At 44.6% G+C, this 17,138-nt stretch carries 17 protein-coding genes and 2 tRNA genes; 3 read left to right on the top strand and 16 right to left on the bottom strand.

Features of this window, described 5'->3' with window-relative positions:
* The 13 genes from grdD to ACUB3H_RS07270 form a co-directional block, all read right to left on the bottom strand.
* The gene (grdD, locus tag ACUB3H_RS07330) at positions 1-1,188 is read right to left on the bottom strand and encodes a glycine/sarcosine/betaine reductase complex component C subunit alpha (protein ID WP_459130044.1); all 1,188 of its coding nucleotides are present in this window, start codon (positions 1,186-1,188) and stop codon (positions 1-3) included.
* Entirely contained in the window at positions 1,184-2,713 is a 1,530-nt protein-coding gene (gene grdC, locus ACUB3H_RS07325; RefSeq protein ID WP_459130028.1) for a glycine/sarcosine/betaine reductase complex component C subunit beta, read from the bottom strand. Before grdC ends, grdD begins: the two co-directional genes overlap by 5 nt.
* Positions 2,714-2,752: 39 nt before the next feature.
* Positions 2,753-4,063 carry a glycine reductase complex selenoprotein B gene (grdB, locus tag ACUB3H_RS07320; protein ID WP_459130027.1) on the bottom strand — a complete coding sequence of 437 codons (1,311 nt, stop codon included), beginning with the start codon at positions 4,061-4,063 and terminating at the stop codon, positions 2,753-2,755.
* Between the two features lie 9 nt (positions 4,064-4,072).
* Entirely contained in the window at positions 4,073-4,549 is a 477-nt protein-coding gene (gene grdA / locus ACUB3H_RS07315; RefSeq protein WP_459130026.1) for a glycine/sarcosine/betaine reductase complex selenoprotein A, read from the bottom strand.
* Between the two features lie 21 nt (positions 4,550-4,570).
* Positions 4,571-5,857 carry a glycine/sarcosine/betaine reductase component B subunit gene (locus ACUB3H_RS07310; protein ID WP_459130025.1) on the bottom strand — a complete coding sequence of 429 codons (1,287 nt, stop codon included), beginning with the start codon at positions 5,855-5,857 and terminating at the stop codon, positions 4,571-4,573.
* A 12-nt stretch (positions 5,858-5,869) separates the two neighbouring features.
* Positions 5,870-6,196, bottom strand: coding sequence for a thioredoxin TrxA (gene trxA, locus ACUB3H_RS07305; RefSeq protein WP_459130024.1), 327 nt, complete (start codon positions 6,194-6,196; stop codon positions 5,870-5,872).
* Between the two features lie 8 nt (positions 6,197-6,204).
* Positions 6,205-7,152 carry a thioredoxin-disulfide reductase gene (trxB, locus tag ACUB3H_RS07300; protein WP_459130023.1) on the bottom strand — a complete coding sequence of 316 codons (948 nt, stop codon included), beginning with the start codon at positions 7,150-7,152 and terminating at the stop codon, positions 6,205-6,207.
* A gap of 8 nt (positions 7,153-7,160) precedes the next feature.
* Positions 7,161-7,508, bottom strand: a complete 348-nt coding sequence (locus tag ACUB3H_RS07295; protein WP_459130022.1) for a GrdX family protein — start codon at positions 7,506-7,508, stop codon at positions 7,161-7,163.
* A 129-nt stretch (positions 7,509-7,637) separates the two neighbouring features.
* The gene (locus ACUB3H_RS07290) at positions 7,638-9,824 is read right to left on the bottom strand and encodes a transglutaminase-like domain-containing protein (RefSeq protein ID WP_459130021.1); all 2,187 of its coding nucleotides are present in this window, start codon (positions 9,822-9,824) and stop codon (positions 7,638-7,640) included.
* A complete protein-coding gene (locus ACUB3H_RS07285; protein ID WP_459130020.1) occupies positions 9,805-10,938 on the bottom strand; it encodes a DUF58 domain-containing protein in 1,134 nt (377 codons plus the stop codon). The genes ACUB3H_RS07290 and ACUB3H_RS07285 overlap by 20 nt, the downstream gene beginning before the upstream one ends.
* A complete protein-coding gene (locus ACUB3H_RS07280; RefSeq protein WP_459130019.1) occupies positions 10,935-11,882 on the bottom strand; it encodes an AAA family ATPase in 948 nt (315 codons plus the stop codon). Before ACUB3H_RS07280 ends, ACUB3H_RS07285 begins: the two co-directional genes overlap by 4 nt.
* An 8-nt stretch (positions 11,883-11,890) precedes the next feature.
* On the bottom strand, positions 11,891-12,259 hold the full coding sequence (locus tag ACUB3H_RS07275) for an iron chaperone (RefSeq protein ID WP_459130018.1): 369 nt from the start codon (positions 12,257-12,259) through the stop codon (positions 11,891-11,893).
* Positions 12,260-13,435 (bottom strand): M20 metallopeptidase family protein, encoded by a 1,176-nt coding sequence (locus ACUB3H_RS07270; protein WP_459130017.1) that lies wholly within the window; start codon positions 13,433-13,435, stop codon positions 12,260-12,262.
* 59 nt (positions 13,436-13,494) lie between these two features.
* Between ACUB3H_RS07270 and ACUB3H_RS07265 the strand changes: the two genes are divergently transcribed.
* The 3 genes from ACUB3H_RS07265 (at position 13,495) to ACUB3H_RS07255 (ending at position 15,236) form a co-directional block, all read left to right on the top strand.
* A complete protein-coding gene (locus ACUB3H_RS07265) occupies positions 13,495-13,956 on the top strand; it encodes a GNAT family N-acetyltransferase (RefSeq protein WP_459130016.1) in 462 nt (153 codons plus the stop codon).
* 93 nt (positions 13,957-14,049) lie between these two features.
* On the top strand, positions 14,050-14,583 hold the full coding sequence (locus tag ACUB3H_RS07260) for a TetR/AcrR family transcriptional regulator (protein WP_459130015.1): 534 nt from the start codon (positions 14,050-14,052) through the stop codon (positions 14,581-14,583).
* Positions 14,583-15,236: a hypothetical protein gene (locus tag ACUB3H_RS07255; protein ID WP_459130014.1), complete on the top strand. Its 654-nt coding sequence runs from the start codon at positions 14,583-14,585 to the stop codon at positions 15,234-15,236. The genes ACUB3H_RS07260 and ACUB3H_RS07255 overlap by 1 nt, the downstream gene beginning before the upstream one ends.
* Before the next feature lie 42 nt (positions 15,237-15,278).
* Here ACUB3H_RS07255 and ACUB3H_RS07250 read toward each other — a convergent pair.
* The 3 genes from ACUB3H_RS07250 to ACUB3H_RS07240 all read right to left on the bottom strand — a co-directional run bounded on the left by ACUB3H_RS07250 (position 15,279) and on the right by ACUB3H_RS07240 (position 17,019).
* Positions 15,279-15,367 (bottom strand) — tRNA-Ser (locus ACUB3H_RS07250).
* A 3-nt stretch (positions 15,368-15,370) separates the two neighbouring features.
* Positions 15,371-15,444 (bottom strand) — tRNA-Gly (locus ACUB3H_RS07245).
* Between the two features lie 78 nt (positions 15,445-15,522).
* Entirely contained in the window at positions 15,523-17,019 is a 1,497-nt protein-coding gene (locus ACUB3H_RS07240; RefSeq protein WP_459130013.1) for a Na+/H+ antiporter NhaC family protein, read from the bottom strand.
* Positions 17,020-17,138 lie beyond the last annotated feature (119 nt).

Here is a 17,138-nt window from a genome sequence, read left to right as displayed (position 1 = left end):
TTAACAGATGGCTCTCTCTTCTGCAAGATAGCCTTCTTTTTGTAGTGTTGATTTGGCAAGTTCGAGCTTTGTTTCGCTCACGAGCACGATCGGTCCTGTGCATCCCATGCCACTCTGTGCATAGATGTCATGCTTCCAGAGCACATGAACAGCATCCTCTAGTTGCATGATGTCGATACCTGCAATGCTTGCAGTGACGACTTCTTTCGGAGGTTCTTTGACAGCTTCTTGTGCTTTCGGTTGATCGGCTTCTTTTAGCTCTTGAAGAATATTTTGGAAACCAGCGCGGTTTGCCTTTTGGTATTCTTCTTTCGCAATCGTTAGCACTTGGTTTTTAACAAGCGTTACAGCATAGCTCAGTGCATTTTGGATGACCGGTCTTCCTGATACGCGGGAGAGGATTAAGATAAGTCTCTCATAGCCCTCGCCAATACCTGGACCGTAGCCATAGCCTAAGGATTCATAGCTTCCACCAGTCGTGTAGCTAGAAAAGACCTTCATTAAGAGGTTTCCTGATAGACTGTCTGTGACCATGACATCGGGGCTTCCTTGGAGGAGGTCATTTCCTCTCATAACAGCACCGCCGTCTTTGCGTGAAGAGCTTGAAAAGTTCAGGTCGTAACCATTACTTTTAAGCTTTTCTAACGCTTGTTCGACTCTTCTTGCACCGTCAACATTTAGGATACCTACAGTCGGCTCATTCACACCCATAGCCTTTGCTGTAATGATTCCGGCGACGGCATTTTTAACCATCGCTTCGACGCGGTGAGTCGAACTCGTTCCCGTCGTCGTAGCGAGAGTCATTTCTTTACCAAAGCCTGGCGTCACGACTCTACCTACCGTTGAAACACCGATAGGAAAATTGTAGTGCTGTGTGACACAAGCTTGAATTTCTTTCTTATCTAAAAGTTCTTCCATGCGCTTATGTTGTTCGTCTTCTGTAGTTACTTCACTAAAGCGCACGTTCTTTAGTTCACACTCTCTTTTGGGTCCGATACAAACGACATCAACCGTAGGGTGTTTTCTTGCAAAGTCGGTCGCTCCGAGGAAGAGATTATCTTCTGATACTTCGCTCCCTAAGAGAGTGATACCAACCGTTATGCCTTCATGAAAGCTTCCCGATTCGAGTCGATCGGCAATCTCTGTAAAAATACCCTTGATGACTTCATTGATCTCAGCCATATCAATCTCCCATTCCCTGCGCAAAATCTCGGAAGGCTTGAGCGATAAGCTTCATGACGGCACTCTTATCCATGGAATTCGTTTCTTCTGTCTTTCCAGGATTTCTTTCAAGAATAATCGATACACCGTCAAATTGGTTGGTCATACGACCTAGGAAGAGCGAGCCCTTACCTACGATCATGGCACGGTTGATATTTCCTGTCGTGAGGTCATCGATCGCATAGCAACCATAAGGAACCCCTGATGGGATGTGACCTTGTGTTGGAGCCCAACCAACGAGCCCGTGTTTTGCTACAAATTCTGGAATCTCTGCACGTTCGAGTTCTTTTCTCATAACGCCTAGAGCTGCGATCATCTTGTAGTTTGCGTTAGGAACGTCGCCTGCACCAGCAGGTTTTGTGATGTCTGGGTTTTGCATCTCTACGCTAAAGTAATCGATGTCTTTAACGGTGAGTCCACCTTTTTCGAGTGGTGCTGCTACAAGGCTTGTAATTACGGCTTGTGGAGAAGCACCCGTTCCAACGGTGTGACGTCCTACGATGTCAGTTCTTAGAATCGGTGAAACGCCGTCGTTTTCGGAAACGAGAATACTGAAACCACCTACGACGTCCTCTAGGATTGGAAATCCCTTCTTAATGTGGTCTTTTCCGTTCATTCCAAGCTTTGCTGTAGCTCCACCTGCTACGAGCACTACGTTCTTATAGACACCGCTCTTAACGAGAGCACTTGCTTCAATGAGTGAGTGTGTAGGAGCAGCACAGAATCCACGCGTGTCGGAGCCCGTTGCATTCATAAGACCACAGACCTCTGCGATCGACTTTGCGAAGTTACCACCACCACGTTGGTTCATATCTCCACACGCTTCTTCCGAGCACTCGATGACGTAATCGATGGAAAGTGGATCGATGTTGTTCTTTTCTAAGAGCTGCATGAGTGCCATGGCACCACTTGCCTTTACGACGAGGTTTTCAAAGATGACGTGAGCTGTGAGGTTTGCATCGATATCGTGAGCACGATTTACGCAACCTACAATAGCATCTTTATAGATGAGAGGTTCTGCACCGCGTTCTGCGAGAGCTTTTTCAATCTCTTCTTTTTCGACACCTTCGCCTAATTTTCCTCTGAAGGCATCGGCAAAATTAATCTTGTCCATGCGATCTTTGATCGATGCGACAAAGCCTTTTTCTAGAAGCACGAGGTCGAATACGTCGACGACTTTGATCCAGCCGATGAACTCGTCTTCAGCATAGATGTGGCCACGCTTTCCTTCAGCCGTCGCTCCCTCTACCTTTTTACCAGACCAAGGTTGCTCGATCTTTGCAAGCTCTGTCGGATGAAGGTTTCCGATATAGGTCTGGTTTGGAGGATAGGCTACGACTTCTTCGTAGCTACGGAGGTTTTGGGGTACTGCTTTTAAATACTCGCTCTCAGGATTTACGACCTTTTCTGTCGTCTGCGTTGTACCATTATGCATAACCATATCTGGTGTATGAACGAGGATATAAGCGCTTGCTTTTAAACTTGGAAACATACATACTCCTTTAAAAAAAGGGAGACATCGTCTCCCTTATTAATCTTCGAAAACGGTCTGTCCTGTAACCTCTGTTTCGAGGGCTTTGAGTGCCTTCTCAACGAGCTTACGACGAAGTGCCTTTTCTTCTGCTGGCTCTAGTGCCGGATTTCCAAGTGGATGCGGAATAGCGATCGTTGGAACAATACGGTTAGCACCTACAGTGAGTGAAATAGGAACGACTGTGCACATGTGAACGACTGGTAAACCAGCACGTTCAATTTCTTTAACCATCGTTGCACCGCAACGTGTACAAGTTCCTCACGTCGAGGTCAAAATGACAGCATCTACACCGTCTTCTTTTAGCTTCTTTCCAATTTCAGCAGCATACTTTTTAGCACTTGCAACAGCTGTACCGTTACCTACCGTTGCTGAGAAGTAGCGATAGAGCTTTCCGATTCTTCCTTCTTTTTCGAAATCGCGTAGAACGTCTACGGGAAGGACACGGTCAGCATCTAGGTTTGCATAGACTGGGTCATAACCACCGTGAGCTGTTTCATAGGTAGCTTCGGTTAGGTCCATGACGCCTTCGATGTCGTATGTGCCATACTTCGATGCACTCGAGCTTTCAATGTGATCTGGGTTTCCCTTTGGTACGATACCGCCACTCGTTACGAGAGCGATGACGGCTTTACTCATATCTTTTACCGCGGGATTCGGATCGACACGGTCGAATTTCGGCATAGGAAATTCGGTGGTGAATGGTTCACCGTTGAGCTTTTTCACGAGCATATCGACAGCACGTTTTGCACCGCGCTCTGAAGCAAAGTAGTTCTTACGAATGCCACGAGCGAAGTAGTTGTCCTCTTCAGGACTGCCGATGGCTTCTTTTTTAAGAAGCTTCATGGCGAGAGGAGCCATCTTCTTGATGGCATCTCTCATACCTGCAGCGCTGTTTTTCGTCGGTACGATATAGACGAGCTTACTGAACATGTCGACACCAGGGTTCTCTTCGAACATACCTGTGAGGACAGGAATTTGAAGTTCTTCTTGAACGGCAGCTGTGATCGTTCCACAAGCTACGCCGTAACGACCAGCGTTGAAGGCAGGACCTGCAAGAAAGAGGTCCGGGTTATATTTCTTAACCATGGAGATGATCTCGGATTTGGCCGTTTCCAAGTTTTCGTTGAAGTAGCTATCGCCGCAAATAATGGTTGCAACAATTTCAGCTTCTTCCCCAAAGGCTTGAGCGAATGCCATACCGGGACCGACAAAGCCTTCACGCACTTCAGGCGTGATATCGGCTTTCTCTTCTCCGCCAATTCCAGCAAAGAATTGGTTAATATAGTGTACGACTCTTAATTTAGCCATTGGGACTCCTTAGTCGTTAAATTTGCAGAATTCATCGCGAATAGATGTCATTTCTGAGATAATATCGTCGACGTCGAGTACCATCTCCATCATTCCGATTTGTTCGTCATAGATGTCAGGGTCAACTTCGTTCTTAAATTCCGGTTCTACTGCATGATATACACGGAGTCCTAACTGAACTCCAGCCAAAGGACCAGCAAATGTTGGGTCGCCTGCTGTTACGGTTTCTGCTGCAAGTCCTGCAGCTTCTCCTTCAGCAGCTCCGAGAACAACGATGATGTTCTCAGGTCCGAATTTGTCAGCAAATTCTTTCACGCGACGTTGATTTTCTAGATCCATGGCTCCTGCAGCCGTTCAGACGAAGCATTCAGTGGAACTGAACACGACGTCTGCAGATGTTGATTTTAGGCATTCTTCCATGGCTGGACCGGGAATACCATCACGGTCGCCGATGAGAATGACTTTTTTTCCATCATACAAACTCATTTTATTATTTTCCTTTCGATGTTAGAGACCTTTTGCGGTCAGTTTGTTAAAGCCCATTTCGTTAGTAGCACCTGTGATCGTTTGGAGTTCCACAACCAACGATCCGTCAGGACGAACACTACCATCAAAACCACCAGCGATGCGGTTTACTACCTCAATGTCACCGATGACTTTATCGAGCTTTGGTAATTCAATAACTTCATTTGCGTTTCCGCCTGTTACAACGGCATTTGCTTTTGGATCGGCATCAGCGAGTGATTGGCTAGCGCCGTCTCTTCCAGCATATTCGTCTGTAATAATGACTGTCTTGATATTCTTATCTTCGATCTTTTTGCAGTTCATGATGAGGTCGGTATCGGGGTTTCCGAAGCCTTCCTGGCTCACGATGACGCCGTCGAGACCTAAGAACTCAGCAAGTTTTGCAGACCAGTCGGAACTACGCATTTTGTCTGCCAAATAGACGTTCTCATTTGTGATGATGACACCGACAAAGTTGATCGTCTTCCCGTGTTCTTTGAATAGTTCGTGAACTACGGGGTTGTTCAAGTGATGATACGTCGTATTCTTGTCGCAAGCACTTACGCAGTTTCCACTGATGATCGCACCGTCCATGATTTCGGTCGGATAGAGCATCGTCGTGAGCGATTTCTTCGCATCGACGCCGTAAACATACGTGTCATGCAGTAAGCCTTGAGATTGAAGCATCAAAACATATCCAACCTTTGGAAGATCAGGATACTTTTGAATGCCCTGAAGGAGTGGAAGTGTTTCGAACGTCTCGATTTCATCGGGTTCGACATCTCTTCCTGCTTCGCCAAGATACGTTGCTGCCTTGAGGCCGGCAAGGCGAATAATTTCCTCATGTTCGTGTTGTTTTATGCCGTCTCGGACATGGATGACGAGTACGACGTTTTGTAGTTTGGAGAATGGTGTGTAATCCGCTCCAGGACCCGTCATATCGACGATACCCTCTTGGAAACCAACGATGGAGCCTGTCGTTACGACTGCAGCACCCTTTAATACGTGGGTACGACCGCTACCAACTGTTGTCACCTTGTTCATCCAACCGGGGAAAATTCCCCCACCGCCAGATACCTTAACACGAGGCTCAATAACATCTTTTACTGGTGTAATGCGAATGCTATCACCAGGATGAGCAAGCTCGATCTCTAATGATGAAATTCTTTCATCTTCGAGGAGGAGCGCATTGAGCTCTTCTTTGTTAACGTAAAGTACGCCATCTTTCACTTTGGTCTCTGGACCAAACTGAACGTCCTTCATGTGAATGGAACCTAATTCAAGAACCATTTTCCCCCATTTCTAAGCTTCGGCTACGTTTTCGTCGATCATAGCGCGAATTGCTTCAATGTTTGCAGTGTCCTTTGTGACCTCTGCAACCTTTTCACCATCCTTATAAAGAATGATCGTAGGCAAGCCCATGACTTTTTGGCCAATTGCCACGCGGCGAGCCTTAGTGATATCCAAGCTACAAAATTTTACCTTTGCAGCATACTCCTCAGCGAGTTCATGAACCTTAGGCATTAAAGCTTTACAGGGCTCACAAGATTCGCTCCAGAAGTCGACTAGGGTGAGACCTTTAGATTGAAGCACTTCTGCTTCAAAGTTGGTCTTATCGAGTTCTACCATGTTACCTCCTAACTTTCGAAGTGATCTTCGATATATTTTTCAGCCATGATGGCAGCAATAGCACCATCATTGGTAGCTGTCACAACTTGACGAAGCGCTTTTTCACGAACGTCACCAGCAGCAAAGACGCCAGGAATGTTCGTATTCATGTTGGGGTCAGTAACAATATACCCTGCTCCGTTCATGGTAATGGCATCCTTAAAGATGGTCGTCTCAGGAATATATCCAACGAGAACGAAAATACCAAAGGTTCCGTCATCCTCATCAGCTAAGATTTCAGTCTCTTCTCCTGTAACGGTGTCTTTAAGAACCATTCTTCCTACTAAACCATCACCTGTAATTTCTTTTACAACAGAATTCCATTTGACTTCAATCTTAGGATTTTTGAAGACCTTTTCTTGGATGGATTTAGCAGCTCTCAATTCATCACGGCGATGCACGATCGTGACTTTCCTTGCAAATTTAGCAATGTACATCGATTCCTCGACAGCAGTATCTCCACCGCCGATGACGTATACTGGAAGGTCTTCAAAGAATGCAGCGTCGCATGTAGCGCAGTAGCTTACGCCTTTACCGACAAATTGCTTTTCACCAGGGCAATCAAGCTTTCTTGGCTTAGCACCGGTTGCAATAATAACGGTCTTACCTTGGTAGGTGCCCTTAGAGGTTTCAACGACTTTGATCTCTTTTGAGAAATCGAAGCTCTTTACCTCATCGTAGGTGATCTCTACACCAAAGCCCTTTGCCTGCTCAACCATACGAGCGACAATGCGTGAACCAGATGGTTCATCGACAGAGCCTGGGTAGTTCTCTACTTCTTCTGTAAGGACGATTTGTCCACCTGCTTTTTCTTTTTCCAAAAGCAGTGTTTTCAGCTTGGCTCTTCCGGCATAGAGAGCAGCAGCAAGGCCGCTCGGTCCAGCGCCGATGATAATGACGTCAAATAATTCGTTCACTGTTCCTCCTATTTAGAACTTTCTAGAAGAGATAGATCGATCATTCGAAAGTCGTCCTTTAACGATTCATCGAGATGACGAACAAATCTTTCCTTTTCCATACGACTGGTCAGTTGAATCGCATCTTCGATAAGTAGTAAGCTTTCGACATCGAGAGGACCGAGTTCCTCCGAAAGAGCGATCGACTTATAGCGTGTCTCATTCGGTTTTACCGATCCACTCAAAGGATGCGTAAGAAGCTTACGCCCTTTGTGAATTTCATCACGAGTCGCGATGAAAACATCGAGTACACTTCCAGTGACAAAACGCACATGGGAGTACTTTTCTTGTACCCTCTCATTATTCGTAATGATCATTGATGTCTCAAGGTAATTTTTCATTCGTAAATCCGTCTACTTTCCAAACTAATCATCTCTCCTGATAAAGAGTATTATACCATATTTTTGGCAAATTATTAGGAATTCCCTGAAAACCTCTAGTAATTGTTACAAAATTTTCCCACTTTTATAGAGAAAACGACGTAGAAACCACGTGATCCATGGAATCTCACGCTTCACCCTCTCTTCGAGACTCAAGCGGTAACGTAAGAAGTTGTCGATAGATTCCTCAGATATTTCTTGTTCTCTGTAGTAGATGTCATCGATCGTTTCAAGGAGTAGGTTTTTTTCCTCTTTCTTAGGTGGATGATAGCCAAGGATGCGCTCCATAAAAGCATACGTACTCTCGCTTTTTCTCGCATCTTTTTCTTTTAAGCGATCGATCTTTTCTAGATCATCGACGAGTCTTCGAATGAGTACCTTTCGATCCCTAAAGTGCGCCTTTAAGAAGGGAGAATTCCGACGTAGCTTAAACACAACGAGGGAAAGGAGAAGATAGAACGGTACGAGAAGAAGTAAAAGAAGAGCGTTCACTTCCTTCTTCTCGGTCGCCGCTAGAGGAGACGTCTCCTTATTTTTCACTTTGTCCATTGGGGCTTTATTCGGGGATTCTTTCGTCACAGGTTCTGTCGTTACCCTTTGCGTCGCTTCTGGCGTTCTTTGAAGGGCATCAACTCGTGCTTGTGGTGTCGCATCGATCGGAATCTCGCCTAAGTTATAAAGCTTCACGCTCGACCAAGCGTGTGCCGATTCACTCGTAATCGTACGTATTGTCTTTTCGCTCTCCGGAACGATGAATCCCTCTGTGTAAGAAGCGGAAAATCCCATCTCTTCTGCTAAGAGCGTCATGGCCGTCGCAAAGTGAACGCAGTAGCCGCGTTTCGTCGATAGAAATCGTTCAAAAAAGGTCTCATCGACATTGATGGCAGTCTCCCTTAAGGAGTAGGTGAAGGTCCTCAAGTAATCACGAACCTCCATAAGTCGATCGACAGCTTCCCCGTAGGTAAGATACGGTGAATAGACGAGCTTATAAAGCGTCGGATCGAGCCTTTCAATTTCTTTCTTATAGTCGGTCTTTGGCTTCAGTTCATCGAGCGAAACATTTTCTTTTATTAACGCGCGTTCAATCGTTCCGTCCTCTATAGGCGTGTAATAGCCAAAGAGCGAATATCCTGGAACTTCTTTCTTTTCAAACCAGAGGTAACCACCATCGATGACTTTAATCTCGCTCTCGTAACCTACTGCAGGAAGAACGGATTGCACGGGACCAGAGTAATAGATGAGTTGGCGTTCATCGGTTAAGTACTTGACATCGAGGACTAAAGGCTTCCAAAAGTCGGACTCTGAGAAAGAAGAATTCATTCCCTCAAACGCGACCTGCTTCAAATCATTCGGACGAATCCATTCGTTGTCATTAAATTTCTTATACTTCGAAGCCGTTAGATAAAAGGAATCCGACGGGCCTTCAATTTTCAAGTAAGGTGTCTTCTTCCCCGCTACGTAATTACCTATCGGTGACCTGTTTTTATAAAACGCTAGACGCTCTCCTCCAAAGGAAGCTTCTCTCACAACCCACTCCTTTTTCACAGAGCGCATCGTGTCATTCACGCGTTTACTCACCTCTCTCTTATAGACGCTTTCAGGGCCAAGGCCTGAAAGAAAGTACGTTAAGAGAAGTGTAAAGAGAATCAAGGGGATGGAAGGCAGATTGAACACTTCTTGGGTTCGTACATTCCAACTCGGTCTCTGTTTAAAGCCAAGGAGAATCGAGCTAAACCCGATCAAAAGGATCCAAAAGAGACCGCTTTCACTTCGAAAGGTGTAAAAAATTGGAACAGCAAGTGTAATGAGTGCTACGAGAGGCATGGGTCTAAGCCATAGAAGAAGCACGCTTACGAGCGAAAGAAAGACCGAAAGGAGTCTAAAATAGTTCGCTACAGGGATGGTTCCTGGCTTTTGCCCAAAGAAGATTTTCCCGTATTCAAAGTAGGAAAAAAGAGAGCTCGTAAGCTTCTTCGAAAAATGTGCAAGAGAGCTCCCTTCTGGCATCAAAAGAAGAAGGATATATAAAAGAGCACATCCTCCTAAAAAGACGAGTGTCTGAAAGGGATAGAGGACGACGAGCATAAAAAGAAAGGAAAAGAGTGCCAATAGCGGTAACAGTTCCCCACCATTCATCTCGATGTTCATAAAGCGAAGGATGGCAGCCCCCAATGCAAATGAGAAGCCCAAGACACTCAGATAGCTTACGATAAAGTGAAGGATGAAACCACTATTACGCTTTGATTTCTGCATAATCGACTCCATTTCTCTTTAACGTTTCTGGTTTGATCCCAGGTTCTTTGTCGTACACATTTAAATAGATGACGCTAACACTTTTAGCCTTAGAAGCTAAGGCTCTTAGTTTCACTCCATCTTCTTCTTTAAGGCTTGTAAAAAAGAATAGGACCACACTTTCATTGAGGTCTTGAACACCTTCCTCCACGAAGTCGAGAGAGGAAGAAAAAGGTGGAACTTCTCGGACGAGGTTCAGTAAAAACTCCTCATAGTGCGAGAAGTTCTTTAGTTCAAGGGCTAAACTTCTTTGATGGAAGTAAACTCGAAGCTTCTCATTTTTCTCTGAGAGATGCTTTAAGACAGAACTCATGGCATCAAAACAAAAGTCGAGTTCCTTTTTTTCCTCTTTCGATAAAGACTCAAATGAAAAAAAGACTTGGATCACGCGTTCTCGCGTCTCACGATACTCTCGTACCATCCACTCCTGAACTCTAGCAGAGAGCTTTTGATGAATGAATTTTCTGGAGTCTCCTAAGCGAAATGGTCGCACTTCTTCAATCTCATCCGATTGCGACATGCTCCTTTTATACTCCTTTTCTCCTACTTTGGAGAAAAGTTCGAGTGAGAGTTCATCCGATGCCATCTCATAAGGCCTTGGAAGAACGTAAACATCTCCCATCTCTCTTTTAGCAAGCGTTTTCAAAGGAATGCGAAAAAAGCCAAAGGGATCGTAAAAGAAGAGCTTGACCTCTGGCGAAAGTAAGATTCCACAGTGATCGGTTTCACGGTAGATCGGTAATTCCAACATGGACAGGGGTTCTAATACGTATTCACTTTTCTTAAAGCCAACGTCTAAACGCTCATGTAGGGAAAGATAAAAGGTCGTAAAAAAGCTCGTGTTTTTAAGAAGGATCACCCATTCCCCGCGTTCGTGCCGTGGGATCTTTGAAAATTTTGCATGAAAAGAAAGCTGTAGTGATCTTCTAAGAATGAATGCGTATAAAAGGCTCACTACAGGAAGTACGAGTAAAAAGTAAACAAACGTATGAGCAAAGCTTCGAAGTGCTAGATTCGCTACGAAAATCGCTAGTACGAGTGTCAAGACCCAGCCGACAAAGCGACGTGTGATCATCGGTCATTAACCTGTGTCTCGCCGAGAATACTTTGGACGACTTCTCTTCCCTTAATGCCTTTGATTCGAGCATCGGGAGTAAGTGAGATTCGGTGTGAAAAGACCTTAACGACAAGTTCTTGAATGTCTTCTGGGCGCACAAAGTCACGACCCATGATGAGAGCACGTGCTTTGCTCGCTTCTTGTAGCATCAAGGACCCTCTTGGAGAAACGCCTAAAAGGACATCGGGATGATTTCTCGTTCCGTTTGACAGCCTAGCAATATAATGCCTTAACGCATCGGTAAGATGAACGTTTTTTCCTTGCTCCTGAAGCCAAAGAACTTCTTCTTTCGTAACGACCGGGGTTACGTCATCGAGTGGCGTATGACCACCAAAGCGCTCTAAGATCTCCACTTCCTCTTGAAGGGAAGGATAACCAAGGCTTATCTTCATCATGAAGCGGTCGAGCTGTGCCTCTGGAAGAGGATACGTTCCTAAGTATTCCACCGGGTTTTGCGTCGCAAGCACCATGAAGGGCTTGGGAAGCTTATAGGTGACACCGTCGATCGTTACCTGATTTTCTTGCATGACTTCAAGTAGAGCAGACTGTGTCTTAGGACTCGTACGGTTGATCTCATCTGCCAGAAGGACTTCTGTCATGACAGCACCTGGCTGCAATTCAAAGTCTCCCCTTTTCGGATTGTATAGATTAAAGCCCGTCACATCGGAGGGCATGATATCTGGTGTAAATTGTATACGTTTAAATGCGAGCGATGTCGTCGCACTGAGGGCACTTACAAGGGTCGTCTTCCCTGTTCCAGGAGCATCCTCTACGAGCACGTGACCTCGTGCAATGAGAGCCGTGAGAATATCGGTGATGACTTCATCTTTACCGACGAAGACTCTCTTCATATTCTTTTGGATCTCTTCAATCTGCTCCTTACATTGACCGACGTGGACCATGCCGCCTCCTATCTCCAAAAGCTCTTATAATCTTTCTTTTCAACACAGTTGTATGTGATCATATCTTTAAGTAAATCATAAGGGAAAGGATCCTTATGTTTAACCTTCATCATCATCTTCATGGCCTCGTGTCCTTCACTTTCGATACGTTCACGGAAGTGATCGAGACAAGCTTTTTCAGGGCCGATGGAGATGTGATTTTTAGCGAGAGAAAAGCCCATAATAAAGGTTCCCTCTTGAAGGAACATCGGTTGGTTCCACTTGATCTCTCCTACAAGGTCTGGAAATGTCTCTTGAACAAAGGATAAAACCTCTAAAAGGCGTTTTCTTCCCACTTCATCCGTCACCTGGTTTACATAATCATCAAAATATTTCATCTATTCCTCGTTTAAATAGTTCTTTGTAGCTTCTACAAAGAAAGTGAGTGCATCTAGAAGGTATTCTTCTTCTAGGTCGAAGTGTGATGTGTGATGTCCGTAATCTATGCCATCGGTCGTTCTCAAGTTATTTAAAAAGAAAAAGGTTCCAGGAATCTTTTTCGTATAGAAGGAGAAGTCCTCTCCTCCCATAACAGGGTGCTCAAGTTCTACGACTCTGTCCTCAGAAAAGACATTCTTCGCTAGATCCATCATGCGTTCTGTAAAGGAAGCGTCGTTTACGAGAACTGGGTACTTTAATTCATACTGCACGGTAGCCTTTGCTCCATGAGCGAGAGCAATGTGCTCTGAGATCGTTTCGATGCGTTCTTTGATCCAAAGTCTCGTCGTTTCATTGACGGCACGAACGGTGCCTTCAAGGATGACTTTATCGGGGATGATATTTTGATTGTATCCCCCTTCAATGTGACAAACGGATAGAATGCCAGGTTCTGTCGTCTTTTTTCCACGACTCATAATGGTCTGAAGAGCTAAGACGAGTTCAGCACTCACAGGAATCGGATCGATCCCTTCGTCGGGATAGGCGCCATGAACACCATGACCTGTGATCGTAATCTTAAAATAGTCCATGGAAGCCATGATAGGACCTTTTCTAAAGCCAAAATTTCCCTTTTTAAGCTCCTTACTCATTCTTCCTGCGTGCATCCCTAAGATGGCATCGACACCATCTAAAGCACCTTCTTGAATCATTGGCTCCGCACCACCAGGCATCTCTTCTCCGGGTTGAAAGAGGAGAGCGACTTTTCCCTTAAAAGGCATCCCTTCGTTCTTCAGGTATGCACCTAAGGTCAAGACCGTAGCCATGTGAGCATCGTGACCACAAGCATGCATACAGCCATTATCGGAGGCAAACGGAAGACCCGTCTCTTCTAAAATCGGAAGGGCATCCATGTCAGCTCGAAAAGCCAAGGTCTTTCCCTCCTTACCGCTATCGAGTACGGCTACAATGCCATTACCATCCATGTAGGTGCGATAAGGAATGTATAGCTTATCGAGTTCTTCTTGAATATATTGACTTGTCTTGGGGAGATCATTTTGTAATTCAGGTATCTTATGAAGCGCTCTTCTGTGTCCCTGAAGCACAGAAAAATACGCCTTAATATCATTTGGTTTCATACTACTCCTTTTCTTTTAGTATAATCATTTTAGAGTCTCACTACAAGAATGGAGTCATTATGATTAGATTAGCAAACACATCCGATCGAGATGCTTGGGTCAAGCTCAATACCGAATTTATTCACTTTGAATACGAAGACGAAAACGTATGGGAGGATCCGCTAGGAAGAGGCGATATCGGGGAAGTCTTCGACATGGTCTTAGAAAACGAGGAATCACCAAACCATATCTTTATGATCGAATACGACGGAAAAGTCGTCGGCTTTATGAATTCCACCTATTTTTACGGTGTATGGGCTCACGGTAAGGTGCTCTATGTAGACGACTTCTTCCTCTCTGAGGAATACCGTGGAAAAGGCTATGGAAAGAGAGCCATCAATGAGCTTATCGAATGGTTAAAGGAAAATGGCTATAAGAGGCTACAACTCATGGCAGAACTCACAAACCCTAAGGCTAGTAAGTTCTATGAAAAGGAAGCCTTTGATAAGCAGACCGTACACTTCTTCTGTAAATATTTATAAGCCGTTCAGAAAAATTTTAAAAAAACGCTTGCGTCGTGACACCGTGTCATGTATAGTAACAAAGCAATGACACCGTGTCACAAAGGAGACTCTATGGCAAAAGACACATTTGAACGACTACCAGAAGATAAGAAAGAAAAGATTCTTTCGGTACTAAAAAAGAACTTTGAAGAAAAGCCCTTTAATCTGGTTACGGTAAAAGACATCGTCGATGAATTAGGAATCGCAAGAGGAAGCTTTTATCAGTACTTTGAAAGCTTAGAGGATGCCTATTTCGAGATTTTAGACCGAAAAACGACAGACATTCATAAACTCTTTTTAGAAGAGATGAAAAAAGATACGACGCTTGAAGAAAAGCTCACACGCTACGGAAAAGCACTTCAAAAGGCTCTTTTTAACGACAACTACTCGATCTATAAGACGCGTTACCTCTACTGGGACGAAGGTCTCAATAAAGAGATGCGAGCACGTCATAAAAACACACTCCCCAAAGAAGAAAAAGTCCAATACTTAAAAGGAATCCTTCATACACTCATTCAAAGGACCTTTGAAGAGGAATGGACCAAAGAAGAATTTTTAGAAAAATATGAAACACAGCTACAGTGGATTCTAAAGGGGGTTAACTAATGGCGATCTTTGAAAGTACCTTTGACATTCTTTACCTAGTAAGTGTGATCTATCTAGGCATCAAGCTCTTTATCGTAAAAGGAAAAGAAGGATATCTCCTCTTTGCTTCGATGGCGGTCCTTTTGGGACTAGGTGATGCCTTCCACCTCGTACCTCGAATCATCTCTCACTGTAGTGAATCAGGGTTTAAGGGACATGCCGCAGCACTTTCCTGGGGGCAATTTGTAACGAGCATCACCATGACCCTCTTCTATGTCCTCTTCTACTTCTACTACCGCTTGAAGAGTAAAGATACCTCGAACACGAAAGCATTCCTTATCATGACTCTCGCCCTCGCAAGAATCATCATCGTCCTACTCCCTGGAAACAAGTGGGGACAGATGCCTGGCGATTACATGTATGGTATCTACAGAAATATTCCCTTCTTAATCCTTGGAATCTTACTCATCCTATGGAGCTTTAAAGAGAGAAAGACAGAAGGTCTTAAGAACATGTGGTGGCTAATTTTTTTGAGCTTTCTCTTCTATGTTCCAGTCGTCCTCTGGAGTCAGAAATTCCCTCCTGTAGGAGCACTCATGATGCCTAAGACGGTTGCTTATTTTATGATCGTATTCTTGGGATTTAAGTATTTGAGAAAGAATGAAGAAAGATGAAAAGAAAGGAAAAAAGTCCTGAAATTCAGGACTTTTTTTGTTTGGCGGAAGCGGTGGGATTCGAACCCACGTGCCCGTGAAGGCAACTCGATTTCGAGTCGAGCTCGTTATGACCGCTTCGATACGCTTCCGTGTGGAGCGGGTGAGGGGAATCGGACCCCCGTGGCTGGCTTGGGAAGCCAGAGCTCTGCCATTAAGCTACATCCGCGTGACTTTATTATGATATCAGATTTAGAAAAAAATGCAAGAAAAAAGCCCTTCTCAAGGAGAAGGGCTTTTGATGTCATTAGTATTGAATGACGTCTTTCTTGGTAACGATCATTAGGAAACCGAATAGTACTACGATTGTTCCAATGAGTCCAAGCCAGTAAATGCCTGTAAGTCCTGTGAGGATAAATCCAACGAGGGCTGATACGGCAGTTGCTGATGCGTATGGAATCTGACTTGCTACGTGGTCGATGTGACGGCACTGAGCTCCAGCAGAGCTGAGGATCGTCGTATCGGAAATCGGTGAGCAGTGGTCGCCGAATACGGAACCAGAGAAGATCGCACCGAGGAATAATGGTAGCATGTCCATTGCACCGAGGTGTTGGATGATCGGGATCATGATCGGTACGAGAATACCGAATGTACCCCAAGCTGTACCTGTTGAGAAGGATAATACAGCACCTACGATGAATACGAGTGCAGGGAGAATCTGTACAGGAACTACAGAGTTCTTAAGGATCTTACCTACGTAAGCACCTGTATTTAAGTAATCAGAGCTACAAACGCCACCGATTGTCCAAGCGAGTGTAAGGATGATCATTGCAGGAACCATGGATTTAACACCTGAGTTGAAGGAATCCATGAAGCTTGTGAATGTCATAAGCTTTCTCGGCAAGTACATAACCATACATACGATGAGAGCAACGATAGCACCAAAGACGAGAGAAATGGATACACCAGAATCACCAAATGCTGCATAGAGGCTCTTGCCTTCGCCAGCAAAGAATCCGCCCGTATAAAGCATGAAGATAACTGTGCAGAATACGAGAACGAGTACAGGGATTACGAGGTCCCAAACAGTTCCCTTTGGAGAGATCTCTACGTTGATGGAGTCGTCTGCATCGTCGATTCTTGATGTATCGTTTTCTTCGAACTTTCTCATTGGACCGAAGTCACGGTCTGTAAGAGCGAAGAAGAATACAACGATGATAGCAAAGATTGCATAGAAGTTGTAAGGAATGGATGAAACGAAGGTGTTCATTGGTTCAGCAACACCTGTGTCACCGATTGTTGCAACAACGCTTGCACCCCAGCTACTGATTGGCATGAGGATACATACAGGAGCAGCCGTCGAGTCGATAAGGTATGCGAGTTTTGCTCTTGATACCTTTTGAGCATCCGTTACAGGTCTCATAACTGTACCAATGGTCAAGCAGTTGAAGTAGTCATCAATGAAAATTAAGATACCTAAGATACCTGTAGCTACTTGAGCACCAGCACGATTGCGGATTTTCTTGGTTGCCCATTTACCATAAGCTTGGCTACCGCCTGCTTTTGTAACGAGAACAACGATAACACCAAGAAGTCCAAGGAAAAGAATCATACCAGAGTTTTCACCCAACTTAGTACTCATGAGATTGAAGAGATTCTCATAAGCTGGAATAATTTGCCACTGTGAGAAGATCAAAACGCCCACTAAAATACCAATGAAGAGTGAAGAGATAACTTCTTTGGTAATGAGTGCGAGTACGATCGCAATCACCGGTGGCAGGACTGACAATACGTCAAAATCCATGTAGTGCCTCCTTAGTTTTTGATACTTCGATAGTAGCATTAATAACAAGATAAATCAACGTAAATTCATGATTATAAAATTATGTTTTTAGTTGTTATCTGCCTAGATCATAGTATGCT

This window comes from Guggenheimella bovis, from assembly GCF_054492335.1.
This window is presented reverse-complemented; position numbering and strand designations above follow the sequence as displayed.

Bases quoted from the DNA above. Each gene is read 5' to 3' on its own strand.
- ACUB3H_RS07265 (WP_459130016.1), top strand. From the start codon at position 13,495: ATGATTAGATTAGCAAACACATCCGATCGAGATGCTTGGGTCAAGCTC.
- ACUB3H_RS07310 (WP_459130025.1), bottom strand. From the start codon at position 5,857: ATGGTTCTTGAATTAGGTTCCATTCACATGAAGGACGTTCAGTTTGGT.
- ACUB3H_RS07270 (WP_459130017.1), bottom strand. From the start codon at position 13,435: ATGAAACCAAATGATATTAAGGCGTATTTTTCTGTGCTTCAGGGACAC.
- grdC (WP_459130028.1), bottom strand. From the start codon at position 2,713: ATGTTTCCAAGTTTAAAAGCAAGCGCTTATATCCTCGTTCATACACCA.
- ACUB3H_RS07240 (WP_459130013.1), bottom strand. From the start codon at position 17,019: ATGGATTTTGACGTATTGTCAGTCCTGCCACCGGTGATTGCGATCGTA.
- ACUB3H_RS07280 (WP_459130019.1), bottom strand. From the start codon at position 11,882: ATGGTCCACGTCGGTCAATGTAAGGAGCAGATTGAAGAGATCCAAAAG.
- ACUB3H_RS07260 (WP_459130015.1), top strand. From the start codon at position 14,050: ATGGCAAAAGACACATTTGAACGACTACCAGAAGATAAGAAAGAAAAG.
- ACUB3H_RS07295 (WP_459130022.1), bottom strand. From the start codon at position 7,508: ATGATCATTACGAATAATGAGAGGGTACAAGAAAAGTACTCCCATGTG.
- ACUB3H_RS07275 (WP_459130018.1), bottom strand. From the start codon at position 12,259: ATGAAATATTTTGATGATTATGTAAACCAGGTGACGGATGAAGTGGGA.
- ACUB3H_RS07290 (WP_459130021.1), bottom strand. From the start codon at position 9,824: ATGCAGAAATCAAAGCGTAATAGTGGTTTCATCCTTCACTTTATCGTA.
- trxA (WP_459130024.1), bottom strand. From the start codon at position 6,196: ATGGTAGAACTCGATAAGACCAACTTTGAAGCAGAAGTGCTTCAATCT.
- ACUB3H_RS07285 (WP_459130020.1), bottom strand. From the start codon at position 10,938: ATGATCACACGTCGCTTTGTCGGCTGGGTCTTGACACTCGTACTAGCG.
- ACUB3H_RS07255 (WP_459130014.1), top strand. From the start codon at position 14,583: ATGGCGATCTTTGAAAGTACCTTTGACATTCTTTACCTAGTAAGTGTG.